The organism is Type-F symbiont of Plautia stali (genome assembly GCF_059731105.1).
This window is the reverse complement of record NZ_AP035909.1, coordinates 3049011-3071502: the sequence shown is the minus strand read 5'-3', so window position 1 is coordinate 3071502 and position 22492 is coordinate 3049011. Positions and strand designations below refer to the sequence as shown.

The window sequence follows — 22492 nt, the reverse complement described above, 5'->3', positions numbered from 1 at the left end:
GTCAGGCAGAGGGAAACGATCGTGCGTAACGGATTACCCGCCAGTGTACTGGCGCTGTTTGTTGTAAGCGGGTGTGTCAGCCAGCCGCACTCATCCGGTGCTGAAGAGGTGCGTCTGCAGTTAGGGATGCACTATCTGGCGGCGGGTGATTATGCCGCCGCTGAGCGAAACTTTCTGCGCGCGCAGGCCGCCGCGCCAGAGGATTACCGGGTCTCGCTTGCGCTGGCACGACTGGCGCAACAGCAGGGCAATCAGACAGCAGCCCAGGCAGGGTTTATACTGGCACAGCAGCAGGCCCCGGATAATGGTTTTGTTGCTAACAATTACGGTGCGTTTCTCTGCGCTTTAGGGCAGTATGACGAAGCGCATCAACAGTTTAGTCGGGCAGAAACCGCTCCGTCGTCTGATGCACGCAACGACGCGCTTGAACTGGCAGGTTTTTGTTACCTGCAGGCGGGAGATGTTGTTGCCGCCCGCAGGACGCTACGCCGGGCCATTGAAGCCGACAGGCGAAAAGCTGATTCGCTGCTGGCGGAGGCTGAAAAGCAGATGGCTGAAAACCATCTGGCGAGGGTGCAGATTTTGCTCGACGTTTACCAGCTACAGTTGCCCGAAACGGCACGCAGTCTGGCGTTACACTTACGTTTCGCCGCGCTACAGGGAAATGCCGCAGACGTTTCACGTTATGGCGACCAGTTAGCGCGACGTTTTCCGCAATCGATACAGTACCAGCGTTATTTAGCTAATGAATACTGAAGCCACTCAAGAAAACTCTGCATTACATTCAACAGGTGATCGCCTGCGTCTGGCCCGTGAGCAGATGGGGCTGTCACAGCAGAACGTCGCTGAACGTCTGTGTCTGAAACTCTCTACCGTGCGTGACATCGAAGAGGACAAATCGCCTGCCGATTTAGCCTCGACGTTCCTGCGCGGTTACATCCGCTCTTATGCGCGTCTGGTGCACATTCCTGAAGAGGAACTGCTGCCGATGATGGCGAAACAGACGCCGGTCCGGGCGGCAAAAATCGAGCCGATGCAAAGTTTCTCCCTGGGCAAGCGCCGCAAGAAACGCGACGGCTGGTTAATGATTTTTACCTGGCTGGTGGTGTTCGTGGTGATTGGCCTGACCGGCGCCTGGTGGTGGCAGAATCACAAAGCGTCGCAGGACGATCTGGTGCCGATGACCGACCAGAACGGCAGCAGCGGCGATAGCGGCCAGTCGATTCCGCTGGGTGAGACCAGCGGTGACAGCGCGGCGCCAGCCGCGCCTGACGAAAGTAATACGGCCGCCAGCGACAACAGCGCGACCAGCACGCCAGCCACCTCTGCGCCGGCTGCCAGCACGACCACTACCCCAGCCACAACGCAGACCGACAGCAGCAATGCTGTCGTGTCACCGAGCCAGGCGCCACAGGACACCACATCGGCAGCACCGGCCACGACTAACCCTGCAACCAGCACGACACCACAGATGCCGGTCGGCGCTGCCGCAGTCAGTGAACCGGCGGCCGACCCGAATGCGGTGGTCATGAACTTCACCGCCGACTGCTGGCTGGAAGTGAGCGATGCCACCGGCAAAAAACTGTTCAGCGGCATTCAGCGTAGTGGTGGTAAACTGAGCCTCGCGGGCACACCTCCGTATCGTCTGAAAATTGGCGCGCCGTCCGCGGTTCAGGTGCAATATCAGAATCAGCCCGTTGATTTAAGTCGTTTTATCCGTAATAACCAGGTTGCTCGCCTGACGTTGGGTGCGCAATAACAGCGTATCGCGTACCGGGCAATTGTGGAGAAGAAATATGCATAACGAAGCACCCATTATCCGTCGTAAATCCAGACGCATTTACGTCGGCAAGGTGCCGGTCGGTGACGGCGCACCTATTGCCGTCCAGTCGATGACCAACACCCGCACCACTGACGTGGAAGCGACGGTAAATCAGATCAAAGCCCTTGAGCGCGTCGGTGTCGACATCGTTCGTGTCTCGGTGCCGACCATGGATGCCGCAGAAGCGTTCAGGCTGATCAAACAGCAGGTGAACGTGCCGCTGGTTGCAGACATCCATTTTGACTACCGCATCGCCCTGAAAGTCGCCGAATATGGCGTTGACTGCCTGCGCATCAATCCCGGTAATATCGGGAACAATGAGCGTATTCGTATGGTGGTTGACTGCGCGCGCGACAACAATATTCCGATCCGGATTGGCGTTAACGCCGGTTCGCTGGAAAAAGATCTGCAGGAAAAGTATGGCGAGCCGACGCCGCAGGCGTTGCTGGAATCGGCCATGCGTCACGTCGATCACCTCGACCGTCTCAACTTCGACCAGTTTAAAGTCAGTGTAAAAGCCTCTGACGTCTTCCTGGCGGTGGAATCTTATCGCCTGCTGGCAAAACAGATCGATCAGCCTCTGCATCTCGGGATCACCGAAGCGGGCGGGGCGCGCGCTGGCGCAGTCAAATCGGCGATTGGGCTGGGTCTGCTGCTGTCAGAAGGGATCGGCGACACGCTGCGTATCTCGCTGGCGGCCGATCCGGTTGAAGAGGTCAAGGTCGGCTTCGATATTCTGAAATCACTGCGCATCCGTTCGCGTGGGATTAACTTCATCGCCTGCCCGACCTGTTCACGTCAGGAGTTTGACGTGATCGGCACCGTCAACGCGCTGGAGCAGCGTCTGGAAGATCTCATCACGCCGATGGATGTCTCCATTATCGGCTGTGTGGTCAACGGACCGGGCGAAGCGACGCTCTCGACCCTGGGCGTGACCGGTGGCAGCAAGAAGAGTGGTTTCTACGAGGATGGCGTGCGTCAGCGCGATCGTCTCGATAACCATGACATGATCGATCAGCTGGAAGCGCGCATTCGTGCCAAAGCGTCGATGCTGGATGCCAGCCGCCGGATTGACGTGCAGCAGCTGGAAAAATAATGGCGTGCGCAGCCTGCGTGCGTGACTTTTTTGACTGAACCTGTGCGGTTTCATCCTCATAAGGTATGATGCCGGACAGGTTTTTTTGCATTAAGAGATTTTAACGTGGCGAAGAATATTCAGGCGATTCGCGGGATGAACGACTACCTGCCTGCGGATACCGCTCTCTGGCAACGGATTGAAGGCGTACTCAAGCAGACGCTGGCGAGCTACGGCTACAGCGAAATTCGCTTGCCGCTGGTGGAGCAGACCCCACTGTTTAAACGCGCCATCGGTGAAGTCACCGATGTGGTTGAAAAAGAGATGTACACCTTCGAGGACCGCAATGGCGAAAGCCTGACGCTGCGTCCGGAAGGAACCGCAGGCTGCGTGCGAGCCGGTATTGAGCACGGTTTACTCTACAATCAGGAGCAGCGCCTGTGGTACATGGGGCCGATGTTCCGCTATGAGCGTCCGCAGAAGGGCCGTTATCGCCAGTTTTACCAGATCGGCGTCGAAGTGTTTGGTCTGCAGGGACCGGACATCGATGCGGAGCTGATTATGCTCAACGCCCGCTGGTGGAAAGCCTTAGGCATTGCCGACCACGTTCGCCTGGAACTCAACTCCATCGGCTCACTGGAAGCGCGTGCGCACTACCGCGACGCACTGGTCGCCTTCCTCGAACAGCACAAAGAGGTGCTGGATGAGGATTGCAAACGCCGCATGTACAGCAACCCGATGCGCGTTCTCGACAGTAAAAATCCCGATATTCAGCAGCTGCTGAATGATGCGCCGCAGCTCGGCGACTATCTTGATGACGAATCACGCGACCATTTCAGCGGCCTGTGTGCCCTGCTGGATGACGCGGGCATCCGCTACACCGTCAATCAGCGTCTGGTGCGCGGCCTGGATTACTACAATCGCACCGTGATTGAGTGGGTCACCGACAGCCTGGGTTCACAGGGTACCGTGTGCGGCGGCGGTCGCTATGACGGCCTGGTAGAGCAGCTCGGTGGACGTGCCACCCCTGCGGTGGGCTTCGCGATGGGCATGGAGCGTCTGGTGCTGCTGGTTCAGGCGGTGAATCCGGAATTTGAACCGACGAGCAATGTGGATGTCTATGTTATCGCTTCCGGTCAGGGCGTGCAGTCCGCTGCGATGCAGCTGGCTGAGAAATTGCGCGATGAAGCGCCAGAGCTGAGGCTGATGACTAACTTTGGCGGCGGCAACTTCAGGAAGCAGTTTGCCCGCGCTGACAAGTGGGGCGCTCGCGTCGCGCTGGTGCTGGGCGAGGATGAAGTCAAAGCCGGTCAGGTCGTGGTGAAAGATCTGCGCCGTGGCGAGCAGCAAACGCTGGATCAGGCAGAGGCTGCTGCTGTATTGCGCACGCTGTTACAGGCGTAACACAGCACCAACCATAGAAAGGAGAAGGATTGCGTGGAAGTGTATAGCAATGAGAACGAGCAGACCGAAGCGCTGCGCAACTTTTTTACCAGCAATGGTAAGGCGTTAGCCATTGGCGTAGTCATCGGCATTGCTGCGCTGGGTGGCTGGCGTTACTGGAGCAGTCATCAGGACGATACCGCAAAAACGGTATCGGCCCAATATCAGCAGCTGACCACCGCCATGCAGGCGGGCAAACCTGAGACGCTGGAAGCGGTTAACCGGTTTGCCAGCGAAAACAGCAACACTTACGGTGCGCTGGCGGCGATGGATCTGGCGAAGCAGTATGTGGATGCCGGTCAGCTTGATAAAGCCGCAGCACTGCTGCAAAACGGACTGAAAGATACCAAAGATGCCAATCTGCAGGCGGTCATTAACCTGCGTCTGGCTCGCATTCAACTGCAACAGAATCAAGCGGATGCGGCGCTTAAAACCCTTGACGGTGTGAAGGGTGATGGCTGGACAGCCATTGTGGCCGATATTCGCGGCGAAGCGCTGCTGGCCAAAGGCGACAAGCAGGGCGCGCGCGATGCCTGGAGTAAAGGGGTGGAATCTGACGCCTCTCCGGCATTGAAGCAAATGATGCAGATGAAGATGAATAACTTAAGCTAAGCCAGTCAAGAGAGAGCGCATGGAATTACGTAAATACCTGCTGCCGGGACTGATTTCAGTCACTTTGCTCAGCGGTTGTTCGCTGTTTAGCGGCGAAGAAGATGTAGTGAAAATGGCCCCGCTGCCGAAGGTGGAAAATCAGTTTACGCCAGAGAAAGTGTGGAGCACCTCAGTCGGCGATGGCGTGGGTGATTTCTACTCCAATCTGCATCCTGCCTGGCAGGACAGTACGGTCTTCGCAGCCGATCGCTTTGGTATCGTGAAAGCGCTGGATGCCGCAGACGGTAAAGAAAAATGGAAAGTCGATCTCTCTGAGAAAACCGGCTTCTTCTCGAAAAATCGCTCAGCCCTGTTATCGGGCGGCCTGACGGCGGATGGCGATCGGATCTATGTCGGCAGCGAGCGCGGTCAGGTTTATGCCCTGAACAGCAGCGATGGCAGCCTGGCCTGGCAGACGAAAGTCGCCGGTGAAGCGCTGTCACGTCCGGTGGTCAGCGATGGCCTGGTGCTGATCCATACCAGCAACGGCATGTTGCAGGGGCTGGACCAGAGCAGCGGGGCAGTGAAGTGGAGCGTTAACCTGGATATGCCTGCGCTTTCACTGCGCGGTGAATCGGCTCCGGCTGTTGCGTTTGGCGGGGCCATTGTCGGTGGTGACAACGGCCGCGTCAGTGCCGTTGTGCTGAACCAGGGACAACTGATCTGGCAGCAGCGTATTTCTCAGGTCAGCGGCGCAACCGAAATCGATCGTCTGAACGATGTCGATACGACCCCGGTTATCGTCAACGGCGTGGTTTACGCGCTGGCGTACAACGGTGACCTGACGGCGCTGGATCTGCGTTCCGGCCAGATTCTGTGGAAACGCGAAATCGGCGGTGTGAAAGATCTGATTGTTGATGCCGGCCGCATCTATCTGGTCGATCAGGATGACCGTGTGATTGCCCTGAACGCGGATGGTGGCGTCGCTATCTGGCGTCAGAGCGATCTGCTGCATCGCAACCTGACTTCACCGGTGCTCTACAACGGCTATCTGGTGGTCGGCGACAGCGAAGGGTATCTGCACTGGCTGAACACCACCGACGGCCGTTTTGTCGCGCAGCAGAAGCTGGACAGTTCCGGTTTCCAGACCGAGCCCGTGGTCGCCAGCGACAAGCTGCTGATCCAGTCGAAAGATGGTGAGGTTTATGCGATTACCCGTTAACGGGTAAACGTCCGGCAGGTGAAATCCTCCGTTCCGACGGCTCCTGATTTAATCAGGGGCCGTTTCGTTTTTAGTCAGGCATGGTATTCTTTGCGCCTTAAGCCTGAACTTAACGGCCAGAGCCGTTATAATCACGCCATTCGGGCGATTCATTTTTTATTGAGGCATTTTGTTATGGTACCTGTGGTCGCGCTGGTTGGGCGTCCCAATGTGGGAAAATCTACGCTATTTAACCGCTTAACCCGCACTCGTGATGCGCTGGTAGCGGATTTTCCCGGACTGACTCGCGATCGCAAATATGGTCGCGCCGAAGTGGAAGGGCGCGAATTTATTGTTATTGATACCGGTGGTATCGACGGCACTGAAGAGGGTGTTGAAACGCGGATGGCCGAGCAGTCACTGCTGGCGATTGAAGAAGCGGATGTCGTACTGTTTATGGTTGACGCACGTGCGGGCATGATGGCCGCCGATCAGCAAATCGCTAAACACCTGCGTTCCCGCCAGAAAGCCACTTTCCTGGTGGCGAATAAAACTGACGGGCTCGATCCGGATCAGGCGGTTATCGACTTCTACTCACTCGGCCTGGGCGAGATCCACGCCATTGCGGCATCGCATGGTCGCGGTGTCACCAGCCTGATCGAAACGGCGCTGCTGCCGTGGATGGAGACGGTTGAGCCGGTCGAACTGACCGAAGAAGAAGAGAACCAGGCCTACTGGGCGGCGCTGGACGCCGAGGAGATTGCTGAGCAGGAAGCCGCCGAGGAAGAAGAAAACTTCGACCCGACAGGTTTACCTATCAAGCTGGCCATCGTGGGGCGCCCTAACGTAGGTAAGTCAACGCTTACTAACCGTATCCTCGGTGAAGACCGCGTAGTAGTCTACGATATGCCCGGCACCACCCGCGACAGTATCTATATTCCGATGGAGCGTGACGGACGTGATTACGTACTGATCGACACCGCCGGGGTGCGTAAGCGCGCCAAAATCTCTGACACCGTAGAGAAATTCTCGGTGATCAAGACGCTGCAGGCGATTGAAGATGCCAACGTGGTGATGCTGGTCATCGACGCCCACGCCGGTATCTCGGATCAGGATCTCTCCCTGCTGGGCTTTATTCTCAACAGTGGCCGCTCGCTGGTAATCGTGGTTAACAAATGGGATGGCCTGTCGCAGGAAGTGCGTGACGAAGTGAAAGAGACGCTGGACTTCCGTCTGGGCTTTATCGATTTCGCCCGCATCCACTTTATCTCTGCGCTGCACGGCAGCGGCGTGGGTAACCTGTTTGAATCGATCACTGAAGCCTATGACTGTTCGACCCGGCGCGTAAACACCTCGCTGCTGACGCGCATCATGAACATGGCGGCAGACGATCACCAGCCACCCCTGGTGCGCGGCCGACGCGTTAAGCTTAAGTATGCCCATGCCGGTGGTTACAACCCGCCCATCGTGGTCATCCACGGGAATCAGGTGAAAGATCTGCCAGATTCTTACAAGCGCTACCTGATGAACTATTTCCGCAAATCCCTGAATGTGATGGGAACGCCAATCCGTATTCAGTTCAAAGAGGGTGAGAACCCTTACGAAGGCAAGCGTAACCTGCTGACGCCGACTCAGCAGCGTAAACGTAAGCGTCTGATGGCGCATATGAAAAAGAATAAGCGTTAACGAGAAGAGGGCCATGAGGCCCTCTTTTTTTTATGCTGAACACGCCACTCAGGAGGAGAAAGGTGACTATTCACTGCGAAAAATGTCAGCAGCCACTGCGGCTCAGCGACGGCGAATTTATCTGTGACCGCTGCAGTGCGCACTATCCGGCGCAGCCCGTCTGTCCGGACTGTCACCAGCCACTGACGGTACTGAAAGCCTGCGGTGCGGTCGACTATTTTTGTCAACATGGCCACGGATTGATCTCGCGCAGGCGGGTGCAGTTTCAGCCGTCCACACCGTAAGATTTGGCTATGATTAAACGCACCGGTGAACCCGACCCGCCCGCCGTTTTGTAGCAAAAATGCTATTACGTCGTAACAAATGAGTTGTATATGTTCACTCGGTTATGTACCAGGTGGTACAATCCTGCCGCGTCGTGGGAGGGGCCAGCCACATCTGTATGCTTCCGGCCCTCAGATTCTTACGGACGCGGGTCTGTTTATAATTGATTTGAAACAGAACGGGGCTCTGCGCAGAACGTTTAAGGCGCGGAGTCCGGACGGCACCTGTCCGGACGTTCTGTTTATTCAGGAGAGATAGTTTATGGCTGAAACATCCTCCCGCTCCGCCAGGGGGTTGGGAATCGCATCCGTGCTGCTCGGACTGGTGCTGCTTGCTACCGGTCTGTTCTTTGCAATCGGTGGCGGCAAACTGGTTGCACTTGGCGGCAGCTGGTACTTTTTGATTGCAGGGATCGTCATCGTACTTTCCGCAATTCAGTTCTTCCGCCGCAAATCGTCGGCAGCGGTTCTTTTCCTGCTGGTCTTTATCGGCACGCTGATCTGGTCGCTGTTTGATGCCGGGCTGGATTTCTGGCCGCTGGTCTCACGCCTGATGGTGCCAGCCGGACTGACACTGCTGGCCTTCCTGATCTGGCCTTCACTGCGTAAGCATGAAGGTAAGCCCTCACTGGCAAAACCTTCCTATACCTTCTCCGCACTGCTGGCCGCAGGCATGGTGGTCACGCTGGTGCAGATGTTCCAGCCGCATCCTACCGTGGCCGGTAATGGTGAAGAGCTGCCGCTGATCCCGGTCGATAAAACCAAACAGCAGAAAGACTGGGATAACTACGGCAATACGCCGCAGGGCAGTCGCTTTGTGGCGCTGGACCAGATTACCCGCGACAACGTGAAAGATCTGAAAGTTGCCTGGACCTTCCGCACCGGTGACACCCCGATCAGCCCGACCGGTAACGGCGCAGAAGATCAGCAGACGCCGTTACAGATTGGCAACACGCTTTATCTCTGCACCCCACACAATAATGTGATTGCGGTGGAAGCGAACAGCGGTAAGCAGATCTGGAAACGCGAAATCAATGCGCAGGCTGAAGTCTGGCCGCGCTGCCGTGGCCTGGCTTACTTTGACGCGACGAAACCGCTGCAACAGCCGGACAAGCCGGGGTCAGTTCCGGTAACGGCCGTTACCCTGCCTGCCGGTGACACCTGTCAGCGTCGTATTCTGATGAACACCATCGACGCGCGTCTGATTGCCATCAACGCCGACAACGGTGAGTTCTGTGAAGACTTTGGCGATCACGGCATTGTCGATCTGAAAGCCGGCATCGGTAAGGCGCCAGACCCGCAGTATCAGCTGACCTCAGCCCCTACGCTGGCAGGCACCACTGTCGTGGTTGGCGGACGCGTGGCGGATAACGTACAGACCGATATGCCGGGCGGCGTGCTGCGTGGATTCGACGTTATCACCGGCAAGATGCGCTGGGCGTTTGACCCGGGCAACGTTGACCCGAATGCGATCCTGATGCCGGGCAAGGAGTACACCCGCAGTACGCCGAACTCCTGGGCTCCGATGTCATACGATCCGACCATGAATACCGTGTTCATTCCGATGGGCAGCTCCTCTGTTGACCTCTGGGGCGCGAACCGTACCCCACTGGATCACAAATATGGCGCATCCGTGCTGGCGCTGGATGCCACCACCGGTAAAGAGAAGTGGGTCTATCAGACCGTGCACAACGATCTGTGGGACTTTGACCTGCCAATGCAGCCAAGCCTGATCGACTTCCCGCAGAAAGATGGCAGCACCACGCCAGCGGTGGTGATCGGCGGTAAAACCGGCATGATCTTTGTGCTCGACCGGATGACCGGTAAGCCTTTGACCAAAGTCGAAGAGCTGCCGATGCCGCAGGGCCATATCCCGAACGAGCAGTACACCAAAACCCAGCCACACTCGACCGGCATGCCGCAGATTGGCAACCAGACGCTGAAAGAGTCTGACATGTGGGGAGCGACGCCGTTTGATCAGCTGGCCTGCCGTGTTGCCTTTAAATCGATGCGTTATAACGGCCTGTTCACCGTGCCGGACACCGACAAGTCGCTGAGCTTCCCGGGCTCGCTGGGTGGAATGAACTGGGGCAGCATGTCGACTGACCCTAACAATCATCTGCTGTTCGTTAACGATATGCGTCTCGGCCTGTGGGTGCAGATGATCCCGGCTGACACCAACAGCATTTCACGTGGCAGCAACGGTGGCGAAGCGATCAACACCGGTATGGGTGCAGTACCGCTGAAAGGCACGCCGTACGCCGTAAACAAAAACCGCTTCATGTCTCCGCTGGGCATCCCTTGTCAGAAGCCGCCATTTGGTACGCTGTCAGCGATCGACATGAAAACCCAGAAAATCGTCTGGCAGGTGCCGGTTGGTACCGTGCAGGACACCGGACCGTTTGGTATCAAAATGGGCGTGAAAATGCCGATTGGTATGCCGACGCTGGGCGGAACGCTGGCAACGCAGGGTGGCCTGGTCTTCATCGCCGGTACCCAGGATTACTATCTGCGCGCCTTTGATTCTTCAACCGGTAAAGAGGTGTGGAAAGCGCGCCTGCCGGTCGGCAGTCAGGGTGGCCCGATGAGCTACGTCTCACCGAAAGATGGTAAGCAGTACATCCTCATCTCGGCAGGTGGCGCACGTCAGTCACCGGACCGCGGTGATTACGTGATTGCTTACGCGCTGCCAGACAGTAAGTAATATCGCAAAAGGAAAAGGGCCGACATTGTCGGCCCTTTTTTTTGAAAAAATTCTGGCCGGTTCGCTGTAAGAGCGGGCATGCTCAGGAAACACGGTCAGATCGGAAAGTCGCAAAACCGTCATCCATGACGGCTCGGCCCGCGCCGTCCCTGGCGCGGGACGCTTTCCTCCTCTGACCGTGTTACCTTCACTTTAAGCTTATCCGTTGCAGCCAGATTCACATCAGATTATCAGCTCTCTACGGGCCAACATTGTCGGCCCTTTTTTTGCTTATTTGCCGTCGCGCCACAGCGCCTGCAATTCGGGAGGGGCGACCTGTTCCGGGATCAGCAGCACAATGGTGCCAACCTCACGGCGGGTCGCGTACTGGATCTGAATGCGAAAATAGCGCTGATCGCCACTGCCCACCTGCGCGGCTTTCTCCTCGGGTTCGCCCAGCGGCATCGCCTGTTCCAGCGCATGGCAGACGCGCTGTTTTTCAGGCGGTGGCAGATCGCCCAGCATAAAGCGACGCTCGGCGCGCAGCCCCGGAATAAAGGCCATGCCGCCTTCACGCGCGACGATGACCGTAGCGTCATCGGTGAGTTCGGGCAGTTCACTCATAGCACGCCAACCTCCTTCCACGCCTGTTCAATGGCACGGCCGACCGACGAATTAAAGCGCTTTTCACCGTGCTGAACGGTGAAGCGGGCAAAGGTCTTGAAGTCCGCATCCTGAGGCAGCTCGTCGTCACACAGGGTGTCATACCAGGCGTAGCCTGCCTGCTCCCAGGCAAAGCCGCCCAGCGCGGTGGCCGCCAGATAAAATGCCCGGTTAGGAATACCGGAGTTGATGTGAACTCCGCCATTATCTTCACGGGTTTTCACATAGTCATCCATGTGCGCCGGTTGCGGATCTTTACCCAGCATCGGGTCATCGTAGGCGGTGCCGGGTTCAGACATTGAACGCAAACCGCGCCCATTGATGCCGCTTGCCAGCAGGCCTTCACCGATAATCCAGTCCGCCTCTTCGGCGCGCTGTTTCTTGCTGTACTGTTTGACCAGGGAGCCAAAGACGTCAGACAGGGACTCATTCAGTGCGCCCGCCTGCTCAAAGTAGATCAATCCGGCTTCATTTTCCGTGACGCCATGCGCGAGTTCATGTGCCACCACATCAATCGCAATGGTAAAGCGATTAAAAATTTCGCCGTCACCGTCACCAAATACCATCTGCTGACCGTTCCAGAAGGCGTTCTGATACTTCTCTCCGTAATGGACGGTACCGAGCAGCTTCAGCCCCTGATTATCCAGCGAGTTACGCTGATAAGCCTGCCAGAAAAAGTCATAGGTGATGCCGAGGTAGTCCCAGGCTTCTTCAGCCGCCACATCATCACTGGCGGACTGGCCCTCCTGTCGAATCAGCTTACCGGGCAGGGTTTCTCTGCCCTGGGCATCATAAATTTCCCGGTCCACATGGCCGCCCGCCGCCGTTTTAGCCACGGCGGGCTTTTGCCAGTGTTCTGCCATCAGGTGCTGAACGTGGGTGAGGGTGCGACGCGCCTGCGCCTGCTGGTGACCGGAACCGTGAGCAATGATCTTACGAAGGATATAGGGAGGAATAACGCAGTAAGCCATCTGAAACTCCTTGGCAGCTGAGAAAGAGGTACCGGAGAGTACAGACCCGTCAGACAGACCACGTTGACAGGCCATCTGAAACGCTCTGGCAGCAGAGATGTACCAGAAAGTATAGACCGGTCACGGCGAATGCACGCGGTAAATGAGACCAGCCATAACTGGAAAGGAAGGGCGATGAGAGCGGAGCGGGTCAGGAGGCGGTTTTGCGGCGACGCTTTTTCTCAGGCAGTAACTGTGTGACCTGGCTTTCGACCCAGCCATCATCCAGACGGGTGCGCAGCAAGTCGCCGCTCTGCAGCTGCGCCGTTTTTTTCACCACCTGTCCGGTGGTGTCGGTCGTGACGCTGAATCCGCGTGCCAGCGTGGCCAGGGGACTGACGCCCTCCAGCTGCGCTACCAGCTGACCAAACTGCTGTTTTCCGCTGCTCAGCTGAGTGGTCATACTCTGCTGCAGGCGGTAGTGCCAGCTTTGCAGTTGCTTCTGCGCTTCGAACAGGCGCTGCTGCGGCTGTTGGGCACTGAGCCGGTGCTGCAGGCGATCCTGCTGACGGGTAGCGTGACGCAGACGGGTTTCCATCGCATCACCGAGACGCTGCTGCAGGCGGAACAGGGCAGTCTGCTGGCGGGCCAGACGCAGCTGCGGATGCTGCTGCTGCAGGCGATGCTCCAGGCGGCTGTAAAGCCGCTGCTGGCGCGCCAGATAGTAATCCATCGCCATCTCCAGCCGCTGCTGCTGCGACTGCAGCTGACGCAGCAATTCAAGCTGATTGCGGCTGACAATTTCTGCTGCGGCCGACGGTGTGGGCGCGCGTAAATCTGCGACGAAGTCGGCAATGGTGACGTCGGTTTCGTGTCCGACTGCGCTGACGATGGGAATGCGGCTGGCAAAAATCGCGCGCGCTACCCGTTCGTCGTTAAAGCTCCACAAATCTTCCAGCGAACCGCCGCCGCGCCCGACAATTAACACGTCGCATTCATTGCGCAGGTTAGCGACTTCAATCGCCCGGACGATAGCCGCAGGCGCATCGACACCCTGCACGACAGTAGGATAGATGACCACGGGCAGGGAGGGATCGCGGCGATGCAGCACGCGTAACACATCGTGCAGGGCGGCGCCGGTCGCCGAGGTGATCACCCCAACCTGACGCGCCGGTTCCGGCAGCGGCTGTTTATGCTGCGGGTCGAACAATCCTTCGGTCGACAGTTTTGCCTTAAGCAGTTCAAACTGCTGCTGCAAAAGCCCTTCGCCCGCCGGATGCATACTCTCGGCAATCAGCTGATAGTCGCCACGAGGCTCGTAAAGGGTGATGCTGGCGCGCACCAGCACCTGCTGGCCGTGCTGCGGACGAAAAGTGACGCGACGATTGCTGTTGCGGAACATGGCGCAGCGCACCTGAGCGCCATCATCCTTCAGCGTGAAGTACCAGTGACCGGAAGCCGGCTGAGTGAAGTTGGAGATCTCGGCGCTGATCCAGACCAGGCCCATCTCTTTCTCCAGCAGCTGACGCACTGTCGTATTGAGACGGCTGACGGTAAAAATATTGGCGTTGGATGGCAGCGACATGTGACGAAGATCAAATTCCAAATCAGCAGGTTAATTCACCGATACTACAGGGCTGCCAGTGCGGATCAAGAGTTTTTCGTAAATAATAGTGGAGGCAATCGATTACGGCCTGTATAATGCCGCGGCAATATTTTATCTAATCTCAATCACCCGAGGTGGAGTATTGCCATGTTAAGAATCGCTAAAGAAGCACTCACTTTTGACGACGTTCTGCTCGTTCCTGCTCACTCCACCGTCCTGCCTAATACGGCCGATCTCAGCACACAGCTGACCAAAAACATCCGTTTAAACATTCCTATGCTTTCCGCTGCCATGGACACCGTGACCGAAGCGGGTCTGGCAATTGCGCTGGCACAGGAAGGCGGCCTTGGCTTCATCCATAAAAATATGTCGATTGAACGCCAGGCGGACGAAGTGCGCAAGGTGAAGAAACATGAGAGCGGCGTCGTGACTGAACCGCAGACCGTACTGCCGACCACCCCACTGGCTGACGTCAAAGCGCTGACCGAGCGCAACGGCTTTGCAGGCTATCCGGTAGTTAACCGCGACAATGAACTGGTCGGTATCATCACCGGTCGTGACGTGCGCTTTGTGACCGATCTCTCTCAGCCTGTTTCTGCGGTCATGACCCCGAAAGACCGTCTGGTGACGGTGAAAGAGGGTGAAGCGCGTGATGTCGTGCTGCACAAAATGCATGAAAAGCGCGTAGAGAAAGCGCTGGTCGTGGATGACAGCTTCCATCTGCTGGGCATGATCACCGTTAAAGACTTCCAGAAAGCCGAACGTAAGCCTAACGCCTGTAAAGATGCGCAGGGCCGTCTGCGTGTGGGTGCCGCTGTCGGTGCCGGTGCAGGCAACGAAGAGCGTATTGATGCGCTGGTTGCTGCGGGCGTTGACGTGCTGCTGATTGACTCCTCTCACGGTCACTCTGAAGGCGTGCTCTCCCGTATCCGTGAAACCCGTGCTAAATATCCGGACCTCGAAATTGTCGGCGGTAACGTCGCTACCGGTGCCGGCGCACTGGCACTGGTTGAGGCCGGCGTCAGCGCGGTCAAAGTCGGTATCGGCCCTGGCTCTATCTGTACCACCCGTATCGTCACCGGTGTCGGTGTTCCGCAGATCACCGCCGTCTCTGACGCCGTGACTGCACTGGAAGGCACCGGTATTCCGGTCATCGCCGATGGCGGTATCCGTTTCTCCGGTGATATCGCAAAAGCGATCGCGGCGGGAGCCTCCTGTGTCATGGTGGGTTCAATGCTGGCGGGCACCGAAGAGTCTCCGGGCGAGATCGAACTATACCAGGGTCGTGCATTTAAATCCTATCGCGGCATGGGTTCACTGGGCGCGATGTCCAAAGGCTCTTCAGACCGTTACTTCCAGACCGATAACGCCGCTGACAAGCTGGTGCCGGAAGGCATCGAAGGCCGCGTGGCCTATAAAGGCCGTCTGAAAGAGATCGTCCATCAGCAGATGGGTGGACTGCGTTCATGCATGGGCCTGACCGGTTGCCCGACCATTGATGACCTGCGCACTAAAGCGGAGTTTGTCCGCATCAGCGGCGCTGGCATCAATGAGAGTCACGTACATGATGTGACCATCACCAAAGAGTCACCGAACTACCGTATGGGCTCGTAATTTCGATTTCCCGCCCGGCTTCAGCCGGGCGCTTTTATTTATTAAGTCACCGTTCTGGAACCCCCTCAATGACGACGGAAAATATCCATAAGCATCGCATTCTGATTCTCGATTTCGGCTCGCAATATACTCAGCTGGTGGCACGCCGCGTGCGCGAGCTTGGCGTTTACTGTGAACTCTGGGCATGGGATGTGAGCGAAGAGCAGATTCGCCAGTTCAACCCAAGCGGCATCATCCTTTCCGGTGGCCCGGAGAGCACCACCGAACTGAACAGCCCGCGAGCGCCGGAATATGTCTTTAATGCTGGCGTGCCGGTCCTGGGCGTCTGCTACGGTATGCAGACCATGGCGATGCAGCTGGGCGGCGCCGTTGCCGGTTCAAACGAACGCGAGTTCGGTTATGCGCAGGTTGAAGTGACCACGCCAAGCGCTCTGGTTCGCGATATCGAAGATGCGATCAGCGCGGCCGGTAAACCGCTGCTGGATGTCTGGATGAGCCACGGCGATAAAGTCACCGCTATCCCGGCTGACTTCGTAACCGTTGCCAGCACCGAAACCTGTCCGTTTGCCATCATGGCGAACGAAGAGAAGCGTTTCTACGGCGTGCAGTTCCACCCGGAAGTGACCCATACCCGTCAGGGCCTGCGGATGCTTGAGCGCTTCATCATCGACATTTGTGAATGTGAAGCCCTGTGGACGCCAGCCAAAATCATCGAAGATGCGGTAGAACGTCTGCGTGAGCAGGTAGGAAATGACAAAGTTATCCTCGGTCTGTCTGGCGGTGTGGATTCATCGGTAACGGCGATGCTGCTGCACCGTGCCATTGGCGACCGTCTGACCTGCGTGTTTGTGGATAACGGTCTGCTGCGCCTGAACGAAGCGCAGCAGGTGATGGATATGTTTGGCGATCACTTTGGTCTCAATATTGTCCATGTCCCGGCTGAGCAGCGTTTCCTGGACGCACTGGCGGGTATTGATGAACCTGAAGCCAAGCGTAAAACCATTGGTCGCGTCTTTGTGGAAGTGTTTGACGAAGAAGCGCTGAAGCTGGAAGACGTTAAGTGGCTGGCGCAGGGCACCATCTATCCGGACGTGATCGAGTCGGCGGCATCAGCCACCGGTAAAGCGCACGTCATCAAGTCGCACCACAACGTTGGCGGCCTGCCGAAAGAGATGAAGATGGGCCTGGTTGAGCCGCTGAAAGAGCTGTTCAAAGACGAAGTGCGTAAGATTGGTCTGGAGCTGGGCCTGCCGTACGACATGCTGTTCCGCCATCCGTTCCCGGGCCCGGGTCTGGGCGTGCGCGTGCTGGGCGAAGTGAAGAAAGAGTATTGCGATCTGCTGCGTCGTGCCGATGCTATCTTCATCGAAGAGCTGCACAAAGCGGATCTCTACAACAAAGTCAGCCAGGCGTTCACCGTCTTCCTGCCGGTTCGCTCGGTCGGTGTGATGGGCGATGGCCGTAAATATGACTGGGTGGTTTCACTGCGCGCGGTGGAAACCATCGACTTTATGACCGCTCACTGGGCGCATCTGCCGTATGATTTCCTGGGCCGCGTCTCTAACCGCATCATCAATGAAATCAACGGGATCTCCCGCGTGGTGTATGACATCAGCGGTAAGCCACCGGCGACGATTGAGTGGGAATGAGGCTATTATTTAACCTATTGTTTTAATTGATTTAGTGAGTGCCATTGATGATATTAACTACATTATCAATGGCATTTTTCATGGTATAAGGCCGACGCTGAATCGAAGATATAGCAAATACAACGTGAACGTATCAGCAAATGCCATGGTATCGACAACCGGATGCATTGCAGAGCTGTGCTGACGCTATCGATGCCGGCTTTTAGTCAGAACCGCTCTCTCGACCCAAGCCTACAGATCGTTAAATATGCGCCAGAAGAGCACCTCCTGATCGAAATTGTGAACAAGACAGCCGCCGCTCGGAATCGAAGTCTGCATATGGGTGAATAAAGTTTGCGGAAAACACGCAGAGAAAATACAAAAGCTTCAATGACGGAACATAGCAATGGCGATTAACGGAGAGCACGGTGTTAGTGCAGTCACCGTGGATGAACTACTCAAGCAAGGCCTTCGGATACCGAACTATCAACGCCCATACAGTTGGGAAGTATCGACCGCTCTACAACTAGTGGATGATCTCAGCGAAGCTCTTCAAGATACCAAACGAAAAGAGATTCCCTATGTTTTGGGTGCAATCATTCTTCATGATGATGGTGAGTATCTTAATGTAGTCGACGGACAGCAACGTCTGCTGACTTTGCGAATGATTCTTGCGGCCTTAGATCCGATAAATCATCAGATCTCGGTGTCTGGTAACAGCGAAACCCCTGTCTCTTTGGTTTGGATGGAGCTTCAAAGGCGCCTGTCGCATTTGGACGATAAAAAAGAATTTTTGGATTTTACCTGTCACAAATGTCAGTTGGTGCGCATTGTGACGGACGATATTGACGAGGCATTTCGTGTCTTTGATTCCCAGAACTATCGCGGCAAACCGCTTGCCCCTCACGACTTGCTCAAAGCACACCACCTGCGCGAAATGCAAGATGAGTCCGCTGTTATGAAAGTGGCTGTCGTTGAGGCTTGGGAAGCCGTAAAAGATGAGGATCTGGACAGGCTTTTTTCTACTTTTTTATACCGGATATCCAAGTGGTCACGAGGCGAAAGCTCGCTCGAATTTGCTATTCGGGACATCGGCATGTTCAAGGGAATTTCATCACAATCCCTCAGTTCATTTTCGCCAAATCTGCGATATCACCTTGCAGCACAAGCCGCTATGCCACTTCTAAGTGCATGGGCAGTGTCCTCTACACATGATGTACGAAATGCCGGGCGCAGCCGCTTTCAGCTTGATGCCCCGATAATCGCTGGGCGCTCATTTTTCGAGATGGTGACATTCATGCTTGACGAATTGAAGATACTGGAGAAAGAGGTTATCGATAGAGGTTTCAAAAACTTTGGCCCATCTCAAAGTCGCTACCGCTATGTGTACGAATTGTTCATTGCCGCACTGCTTTGCTATACAAACAAGTTTGGCGATGAAGATGTGGATGAAGTGCGAAATAGGTTATTCGCATGGGCATATGCCTTACGGGTCGAGTTACTTCGTGTGCAATTTGTATCTGCTGACAACCGAGCGCGAGGGAAAAACGATGCAAATAAATCGCCTTTTGTTTTGCTACGCAACGCGATGACTGGAAGTGTTGTCCGCAAACTTTCAATAGCAAGTCAGCCATACAGCGATAACCACGAAAAGGAACTCGTTGCTTTTATCAAGGGGCTGCAATGAGCAAGAATGAGTTGAAACCCGAACTGCTAACTGTCGGCAAGCTATTCGCGGACAATTATCTGATTCCTGTTTATCAACGGAACTATGCTTGGCGGGCCGAACAGATTGAACAACTTATCAGCGATATTCAAGACTCGGTGGCTGGGGGCCAGGACCACTATTTTCTTGGGAACCTAGTTGTAATCAAGCGGGGTAGAGAGGACGAGTTCGAAGTCATAGATGGACAACAACGACTTACAACCCTCTATCTGCTTCTGACCTTCCTGGAGCAAGACGGTGAGGGTGAGAAGCCGTCGGTTGGCCATGCAGGCCACTTGCAATATGAGTCGCGCGCACGGGCAACGGAAGCCCTGCGGCAAGTAGCACAGGAGGCGGCTAAGGAGCACGTCCGACCGCATAGCTCCACGAGTAATGCAGATGCTGGCATCCATGAAGGCTACAGCATCATCAATCAGTTCTTCAAACAAAATGAAGCCCTTAATCGCTCACGCGAAAAATTCTCCGATTTCTTGCTAACGAAGGTGACTGTCGTTCGTGCCTCGCTGCCACCCAATACCGACCTCAATCGCTACTTTGAGATCATGAACACTCGTGGGCAGCAACTCAAGCAGGTTGATATTGTTAAGGCTCGCCTGATGAGCAAGCTGCCCAATCAATATGAACGTGAATGCTTCGCATGGATTTGGGATGCTTGTGCTGACATGGATTCTTATGTCCAGATGTCTCTGACCCGTGGTGACACCAGTTTGCGAAATAAAGTATTTGGCGATGAATGGTCCTGGCTGGAGGTGACCAGCTTCGCGTCGCTAATGGAAAGTCGTCCGCAATCCGGCATCAATTCATCAAAGCAATCCTCCGAAGGGGTATCGTTGTCCTTGGATGAGGCGTTGTCAAAATACGCTAAAGAGATCGAGTCAAATTCCACTGAAGACGAGGGCAACGAGCGGTTTCGTTCGACTATTGATTTTCCGGCCTTTCTGCTACACGTCCTAAGAATTATGAAAGGCGATGAGGTCGAAGACGAAGGCCAGCTTGACGACAAGCGCCTCATCAAGTCATTTGACGACACCGTAAATAATGTACCCGATGCTAAAGCCGATTGGGTGCGTAGCTTTGCATTCATGCTTCTCAAGTGCCGCAACCTCTTTGATGGCTTCATCTTGAAGCGCCAATTCACGGCAAACATCAGTGACGATGGGGATTGGTCTCTCCAGCGATTAAAGAAAGGCGGCGCGGACAAGAAGCCAGCCCCGACTTACATCCATGTTTTCTCGGCCAGCAATGGAAACTTAGAGGAGGACGGCGGTGCTGACCCACATACCCGAGATGTGTTGCTGCTTCAGTCCATGCTTCGGATTACCTACACTTCTCCGCGAACGATGCACTGGATTACCAAAGTTCTTCGCTGGCTATTCGTTAAAGCCCCTCAAGAAGCGAAACATGCGGATCTTGCCGATTTGTTGAAGGGGTATGCCCGCAGCAAGGTCAAAGAGACATTCCCCTTTGAGGAAGATCAGCAACCACAAGGGTTTGGTATCAGCCGTATCGTCTTTTCGTATCTCGACTATCTTCTGTTGAGCGATTCCTCAAAACGAGATTTCAAATTTCAGTTCAGAACTTCCATTGAGCACTTTTATCCACAGCATCCGGACAAAGAGCAGTCTGGCGCAGTTGTTTCAGGTTCTAGCCTTAACCTGCTTGGCAACCTCGCGCTCGTAAGCGTCAGCGCGAACTCAAAATTCAGCAATAGCCTTCCCAGAGCGAAGGCCGAAAACTTCAAGGATACGATTGAACGTCAAAGTCCCAAGCTCATGAGAATGGCGGAAATCACTCGAAATATAAGCTGGGACGATCAGCAGATAACAGCACATCATAAAGAGATGGTGAAATTGCTTCGTGATGATGTAAGTCTGGTGGAGGCAAGTGGAAGATCCTACCCGGGGCGTTGACTTCTTTGAATAACCGCTTTTGGACGAATGTCCTTGTGGAGTGCAAGTTGTCGGTCTAAAAGCGTTTTGCGTCGGGTGACGCAATCAGTACAGTTCCCAGGTTTTCTTACCATGGCTTTTGTGTGGTATCTACATGCAAAGCAAATTTCATCCTATTGATTTTATAGTTTTTTAAAGTGGCATTGATCATCGCGTGGGGAATCAGCCTGTAGCCGGTTAACCCTGACGATGTTCAAGCCCGCTTCTCAGCGGGCTTTTTTCTGCCCAGACTGCCCGCCGATCCGCCGTTTTAACCTTTCAGCACATCCGCACCCGAACCTGGTGATTTTCTGTTCACTTTGCCGCAAATTACGCTATTCTGCTGGTCAGCAAAAGCACGTCGGGTTTCCTGTCTGACGCCCGCTTTTGACTCGCCGCTTTTACCGATTGTCCATATCTCAAAGCCGCCGCTTACGGAAACCGCCCGCACCGCAGGCGTTTCCTGATTCTGACGCCACCAGGAATGTTGTCATGCTCTCACTCAAAGTGTTCAGCCTGTTTTTTGTTGTCGTGTTGCTGCTCTCTCTGGGAGCCAGTATCGCCCAGGCGACCCGTCACAGCGAAACCGCAGAGCGGGGCGGCTGGTGGTCGGCGCGACGCGATTCAGCCGGTATGGCGCCCGACCCGCGCGCCTTCGCTAATCTGGCTATCGTGCAGGTCTATGCCGCGCCCACCTATGGCTGGAAAGGGCGGGTCGCGGTGCATCCCTGGATCATCTTCAAACGTGCCGGTGAAACGCACTACAATCGCTATGAAGTGATCAGCTGGGGCAGTGGCGATAAAGTGCGTCACAATACCAATCTTCCCGATGGCTACTGGTATGGTGCAAAACCGCGGCTGCTGGTGAACCATCGCGGACCCGAGGCAGAAGCGATGATCCCGCAGATTGAAGCGGCTATTCAATCCTATCCCTGGCCGACGACCTATCACGCGTGGCCGGGGCCCAACAGCAATACTTTTCTGGCGCACATTGGTCGCGAAGTCCCGGCCTTAAAACTCGATTTGCCTGCGAATGCCTTGGGCAAAGATTACCGGCCACTGTGGCGTCCGGTCGGGCTGCCGCCATCCGGGCGAGGTCTGCAGGTATCGGTTCTGGGTGTGGCAGGTGTCACGCTGGGAGCGGAAGAGGGGTTCGAAGTGAATCTGCTGGGTCTGAACATGGGCCTCGACTTTACCCCGTTCCGCCTGCGGTTGCCGTTTATTGGCGGGCTGGGTAACGACAATCTGCAGCAGGATAAGCCCTGATCGTCTGGCCCCGCTAACGGGGCCGGTTTGTTTCAGCACACGCCAAAATCGCCCTCTTCGTGATAGAGGTTGACGCTCTCTGCCTTCACTTCAATCTCTTTTTTGGTCGCATCATCCACCCTCGCGCAATACAGGGTGTCACCTTCAACGCGCAATACCTGCATTTTAGGGCCACCGGTTTTCGACTGAACAAAATCCTCTGCTTTAAACATAGTTTCTCCGTCGTGAGTCGTGATTGCTGCCAGCATCGCGCTGACATTTTTTTAAGTAACGTTTTCCAGTTTAGA

General features: G+C 55.6%; 18 protein-coding genes. 14 read left to right on the top strand and 4 right to left on the bottom strand.

All coding sequences use genetic code 11. The features are described 5' to 3' along the window. Positions 1-21: 21 nt before the first annotated feature. The 9 genes from pilW (at position 22) to AC6I7A_RS14545 (ending at position 10845) form a co-directional block, all read left to right on the top strand. Positions 22-756, top strand: coding sequence for a type IV pilus biogenesis/stability protein PilW (gene pilW, locus AC6I7A_RS14585; protein ID WP_058957401.1), 735 nt, complete (start codon positions 22-24; stop codon positions 754-756). Beyond that, positions 746-1759 carry a cytoskeleton protein RodZ gene (gene rodZ, locus AC6I7A_RS14580; RefSeq protein ID WP_009088726.1) on the top strand — a complete coding sequence of 338 codons (1014 nt, stop codon included), beginning with the start codon at positions 746-748 and terminating at the stop codon, positions 1757-1759. Before pilW ends, rodZ begins: the two co-directional genes overlap by 11 nt. Before the next feature lie 37 nt (positions 1760-1796). Further along, on the top strand, positions 1797-2918 hold the full coding sequence (ispG, locus tag AC6I7A_RS14575; protein WP_009088728.1) for a flavodoxin-dependent (E)-4-hydroxy-3-methylbut-2-enyl-diphosphate synthase: 1122 nt from the start codon (positions 1797-1799) through the stop codon (positions 2916-2918). Between the two features lie 105 nt (positions 2919-3023). Next, a complete protein-coding gene (gene hisS, locus AC6I7A_RS14570) occupies positions 3024-4301 on the top strand; it encodes a histidine--tRNA ligase (protein ID WP_046102368.1) in 1278 nt (425 codons plus the stop codon). 33 nt (positions 4302-4334) lie between these two features. Then, positions 4335-4952, top strand: a complete 618-nt coding sequence (locus AC6I7A_RS14565) for a YfgM family protein (protein ID WP_009088731.1) — start codon at positions 4335-4337, stop codon at positions 4950-4952. A gap of 19 nt (positions 4953-4971) precedes the next feature. Continuing rightward, positions 4972-6153 carry an outer membrane protein assembly factor BamB gene (gene bamB / locus AC6I7A_RS14560; protein ID WP_058957402.1) on the top strand — a complete coding sequence of 394 codons (1182 nt, stop codon included), beginning with the start codon at positions 4972-4974 and terminating at the stop codon, positions 6151-6153. Between the two features lie 174 nt (positions 6154-6327). Further along, entirely contained in the window at positions 6328-7818 is a 1491-nt protein-coding gene (der, locus tag AC6I7A_RS14555) for a ribosome biogenesis GTPase Der (protein WP_009088735.1), read from the top strand. Between the two features lie 62 nt (positions 7819-7880). Next, positions 7881-8102, top strand: coding sequence for a zinc ribbon domain-containing protein (locus AC6I7A_RS14550; RefSeq protein WP_009088737.1), 222 nt, complete (start codon positions 7881-7883; stop codon positions 8100-8102). Between the two features lie 301 nt (positions 8103-8403). Beyond that, positions 8404-10845, top strand: coding sequence for a glucose/quinate/shikimate family membrane-bound PQQ-dependent dehydrogenase (locus AC6I7A_RS14545; RefSeq protein WP_009088739.1), 2442 nt, complete (start codon positions 8404-8406; stop codon positions 10843-10845). Positions 10846-11115: 270 nt separating this feature from the next. Here AC6I7A_RS14545 and AC6I7A_RS14540 read toward each other — a convergent pair whose 3' ends face one another. The 3 genes from AC6I7A_RS14540 to xseA all read right to left on the bottom strand — a co-directional run bounded on the left by AC6I7A_RS14540 (position 11116) and on the right by xseA (position 14022). After that, a complete protein-coding gene (locus AC6I7A_RS14540) occupies positions 11116-11448 on the bottom strand; it encodes a protealysin inhibitor emfourin (RefSeq protein WP_009088741.1) in 333 nt (110 codons plus the stop codon). After that, on the bottom strand, positions 11445-12458 hold the full coding sequence (locus AC6I7A_RS14535; RefSeq protein ID WP_058957403.1) for a M4 family metallopeptidase: 1014 nt from the start codon (positions 12456-12458) through the stop codon (positions 11445-11447). Before AC6I7A_RS14535 ends, AC6I7A_RS14540 begins: the two co-directional genes overlap by 4 nt. A 190-nt stretch (positions 12459-12648) precedes the next feature. Further along, positions 12649-14022, bottom strand: coding sequence for an exodeoxyribonuclease VII large subunit (xseA, locus tag AC6I7A_RS14530; RefSeq protein ID WP_046102426.1), 1374 nt, complete (start codon positions 14020-14022; stop codon positions 12649-12651). Between the two features lie 168 nt (positions 14023-14190). On the opposite strand from xseA, the gene guaB reads away from it, so the two are divergent. From guaB to AC6I7A_RS14505, 5 genes are all read left to right on the top strand, one after another. Beyond that, positions 14191-15657 (top strand): IMP dehydrogenase, encoded by a 1467-nt coding sequence (guaB, locus tag AC6I7A_RS14525; protein WP_009088747.1) that lies wholly within the window; start codon positions 14191-14193, stop codon positions 15655-15657. A gap of 68 nt (positions 15658-15725) precedes the next feature. After that, on the top strand, positions 15726-17306 hold the full coding sequence (guaA, locus tag AC6I7A_RS14520; protein WP_009088749.1) for a glutamine-hydrolyzing GMP synthase: 1581 nt from the start codon (positions 15726-15728) through the stop codon (positions 17304-17306). Positions 17307-17691: 385 nt separating this feature from the next. Then, a complete protein-coding gene (locus AC6I7A_RS14515) occupies positions 17692-18972 on the top strand; it encodes a DUF262 domain-containing protein (RefSeq protein WP_058957404.1) in 1281 nt (426 codons plus the stop codon). Beyond that, positions 18969-20921: a DUF262 domain-containing protein gene (locus tag AC6I7A_RS14510; RefSeq protein ID WP_058957405.1), complete on the top strand. Its 1953-nt coding sequence runs from the start codon at positions 18969-18971 to the stop codon at positions 20919-20921. The genes AC6I7A_RS14515 and AC6I7A_RS14510 overlap by 4 nt, the downstream gene beginning before the upstream one ends. Before the next feature lie 510 nt (positions 20922-21431). Next, positions 21432-22205 carry a DUF3750 domain-containing protein gene (locus AC6I7A_RS14505; RefSeq protein WP_046102365.1) on the top strand — a complete coding sequence of 258 codons (774 nt, stop codon included), beginning with the start codon at positions 21432-21434 and terminating at the stop codon, positions 22203-22205. A gap of 32 nt (positions 22206-22237) precedes the next feature. Here AC6I7A_RS14505 and AC6I7A_RS14500 read toward each other — a convergent pair whose 3' ends face one another. Next, a complete protein-coding gene (locus tag AC6I7A_RS14500; RefSeq protein ID WP_009088756.1) occupies positions 22238-22417 on the bottom strand; it encodes a GDFGVC terminal motif YodC-like protein in 180 nt (59 codons plus the stop codon). Positions 22418-22492 lie beyond the last annotated feature (75 nt).

What these genes read in the sequence shown, in the direction of transcription:
- rodZ (WP_009088726.1), top strand. Translation starts at nt 746, where the DNA reads ATGAATACTGAAGCCACTCAAGAAAACTCTGCATTACATTCAACAGGT.
- ispG (WP_009088728.1), top strand. Translation starts at nt 1,797, where the DNA reads ATGCATAACGAAGCACCCATTATCCGTCGTAAATCCAGACGCATTTAC.
- bamB (WP_058957402.1), top strand. Translation starts at nt 4,972, where the DNA reads ATGGAATTACGTAAATACCTGCTGCCGGGACTGATTTCAGTCACTTTG.
- der (WP_009088735.1), top strand. Translation starts at nt 6,328, where the DNA reads ATGGTACCTGTGGTCGCGCTGGTTGGGCGTCCCAATGTGGGAAAATCT.
- AC6I7A_RS14545 (WP_009088739.1), top strand. Translation starts at nt 8,404, where the DNA reads ATGGCTGAAACATCCTCCCGCTCCGCCAGGGGGTTGGGAATCGCATCC.
- AC6I7A_RS14540 (WP_009088741.1), bottom strand. Translation starts at nt 11,448, where the DNA reads ATGAGTGAACTGCCCGAACTCACCGATGACGCTACGGTCATCGTCGCG.
- AC6I7A_RS14535 (WP_058957403.1), bottom strand. Translation starts at nt 12,458, where the DNA reads ATGGCTTACTGCGTTATTCCTCCCTATATCCTTCGTAAGATCATTGCT.
- xseA (WP_046102426.1), bottom strand. Translation starts at nt 14,022, where the DNA reads ATGTCGCTGCCATCCAACGCCAATATTTTTACCGTCAGCCGTCTCAAT.
- guaB (WP_009088747.1), top strand. Translation starts at nt 14,191, where the DNA reads ATGTTAAGAATCGCTAAAGAAGCACTCACTTTTGACGACGTTCTGCTC.
- guaA (WP_009088749.1), top strand. Translation starts at nt 15,726, where the DNA reads ATGACGACGGAAAATATCCATAAGCATCGCATTCTGATTCTCGATTTC.
- AC6I7A_RS14515 (WP_058957404.1), top strand. Translation starts at nt 17,692, where the DNA reads ATGGCGATTAACGGAGAGCACGGTGTTAGTGCAGTCACCGTGGATGAA.
- AC6I7A_RS14510 (WP_058957405.1), top strand. Translation starts at nt 18,969, where the DNA reads ATGAGCAAGAATGAGTTGAAACCCGAACTGCTAACTGTCGGCAAGCTA.
- AC6I7A_RS14505 (WP_046102365.1), top strand. Translation starts at nt 21,432, where the DNA reads ATGCTCTCACTCAAAGTGTTCAGCCTGTTTTTTGTTGTCGTGTTGCTG.
- AC6I7A_RS14500 (WP_009088756.1), bottom strand. Translation starts at nt 22,417, where the DNA reads ATGTTTAAAGCAGAGGATTTTGTTCAGTCGAAAACCGGTGGCCCTAAA.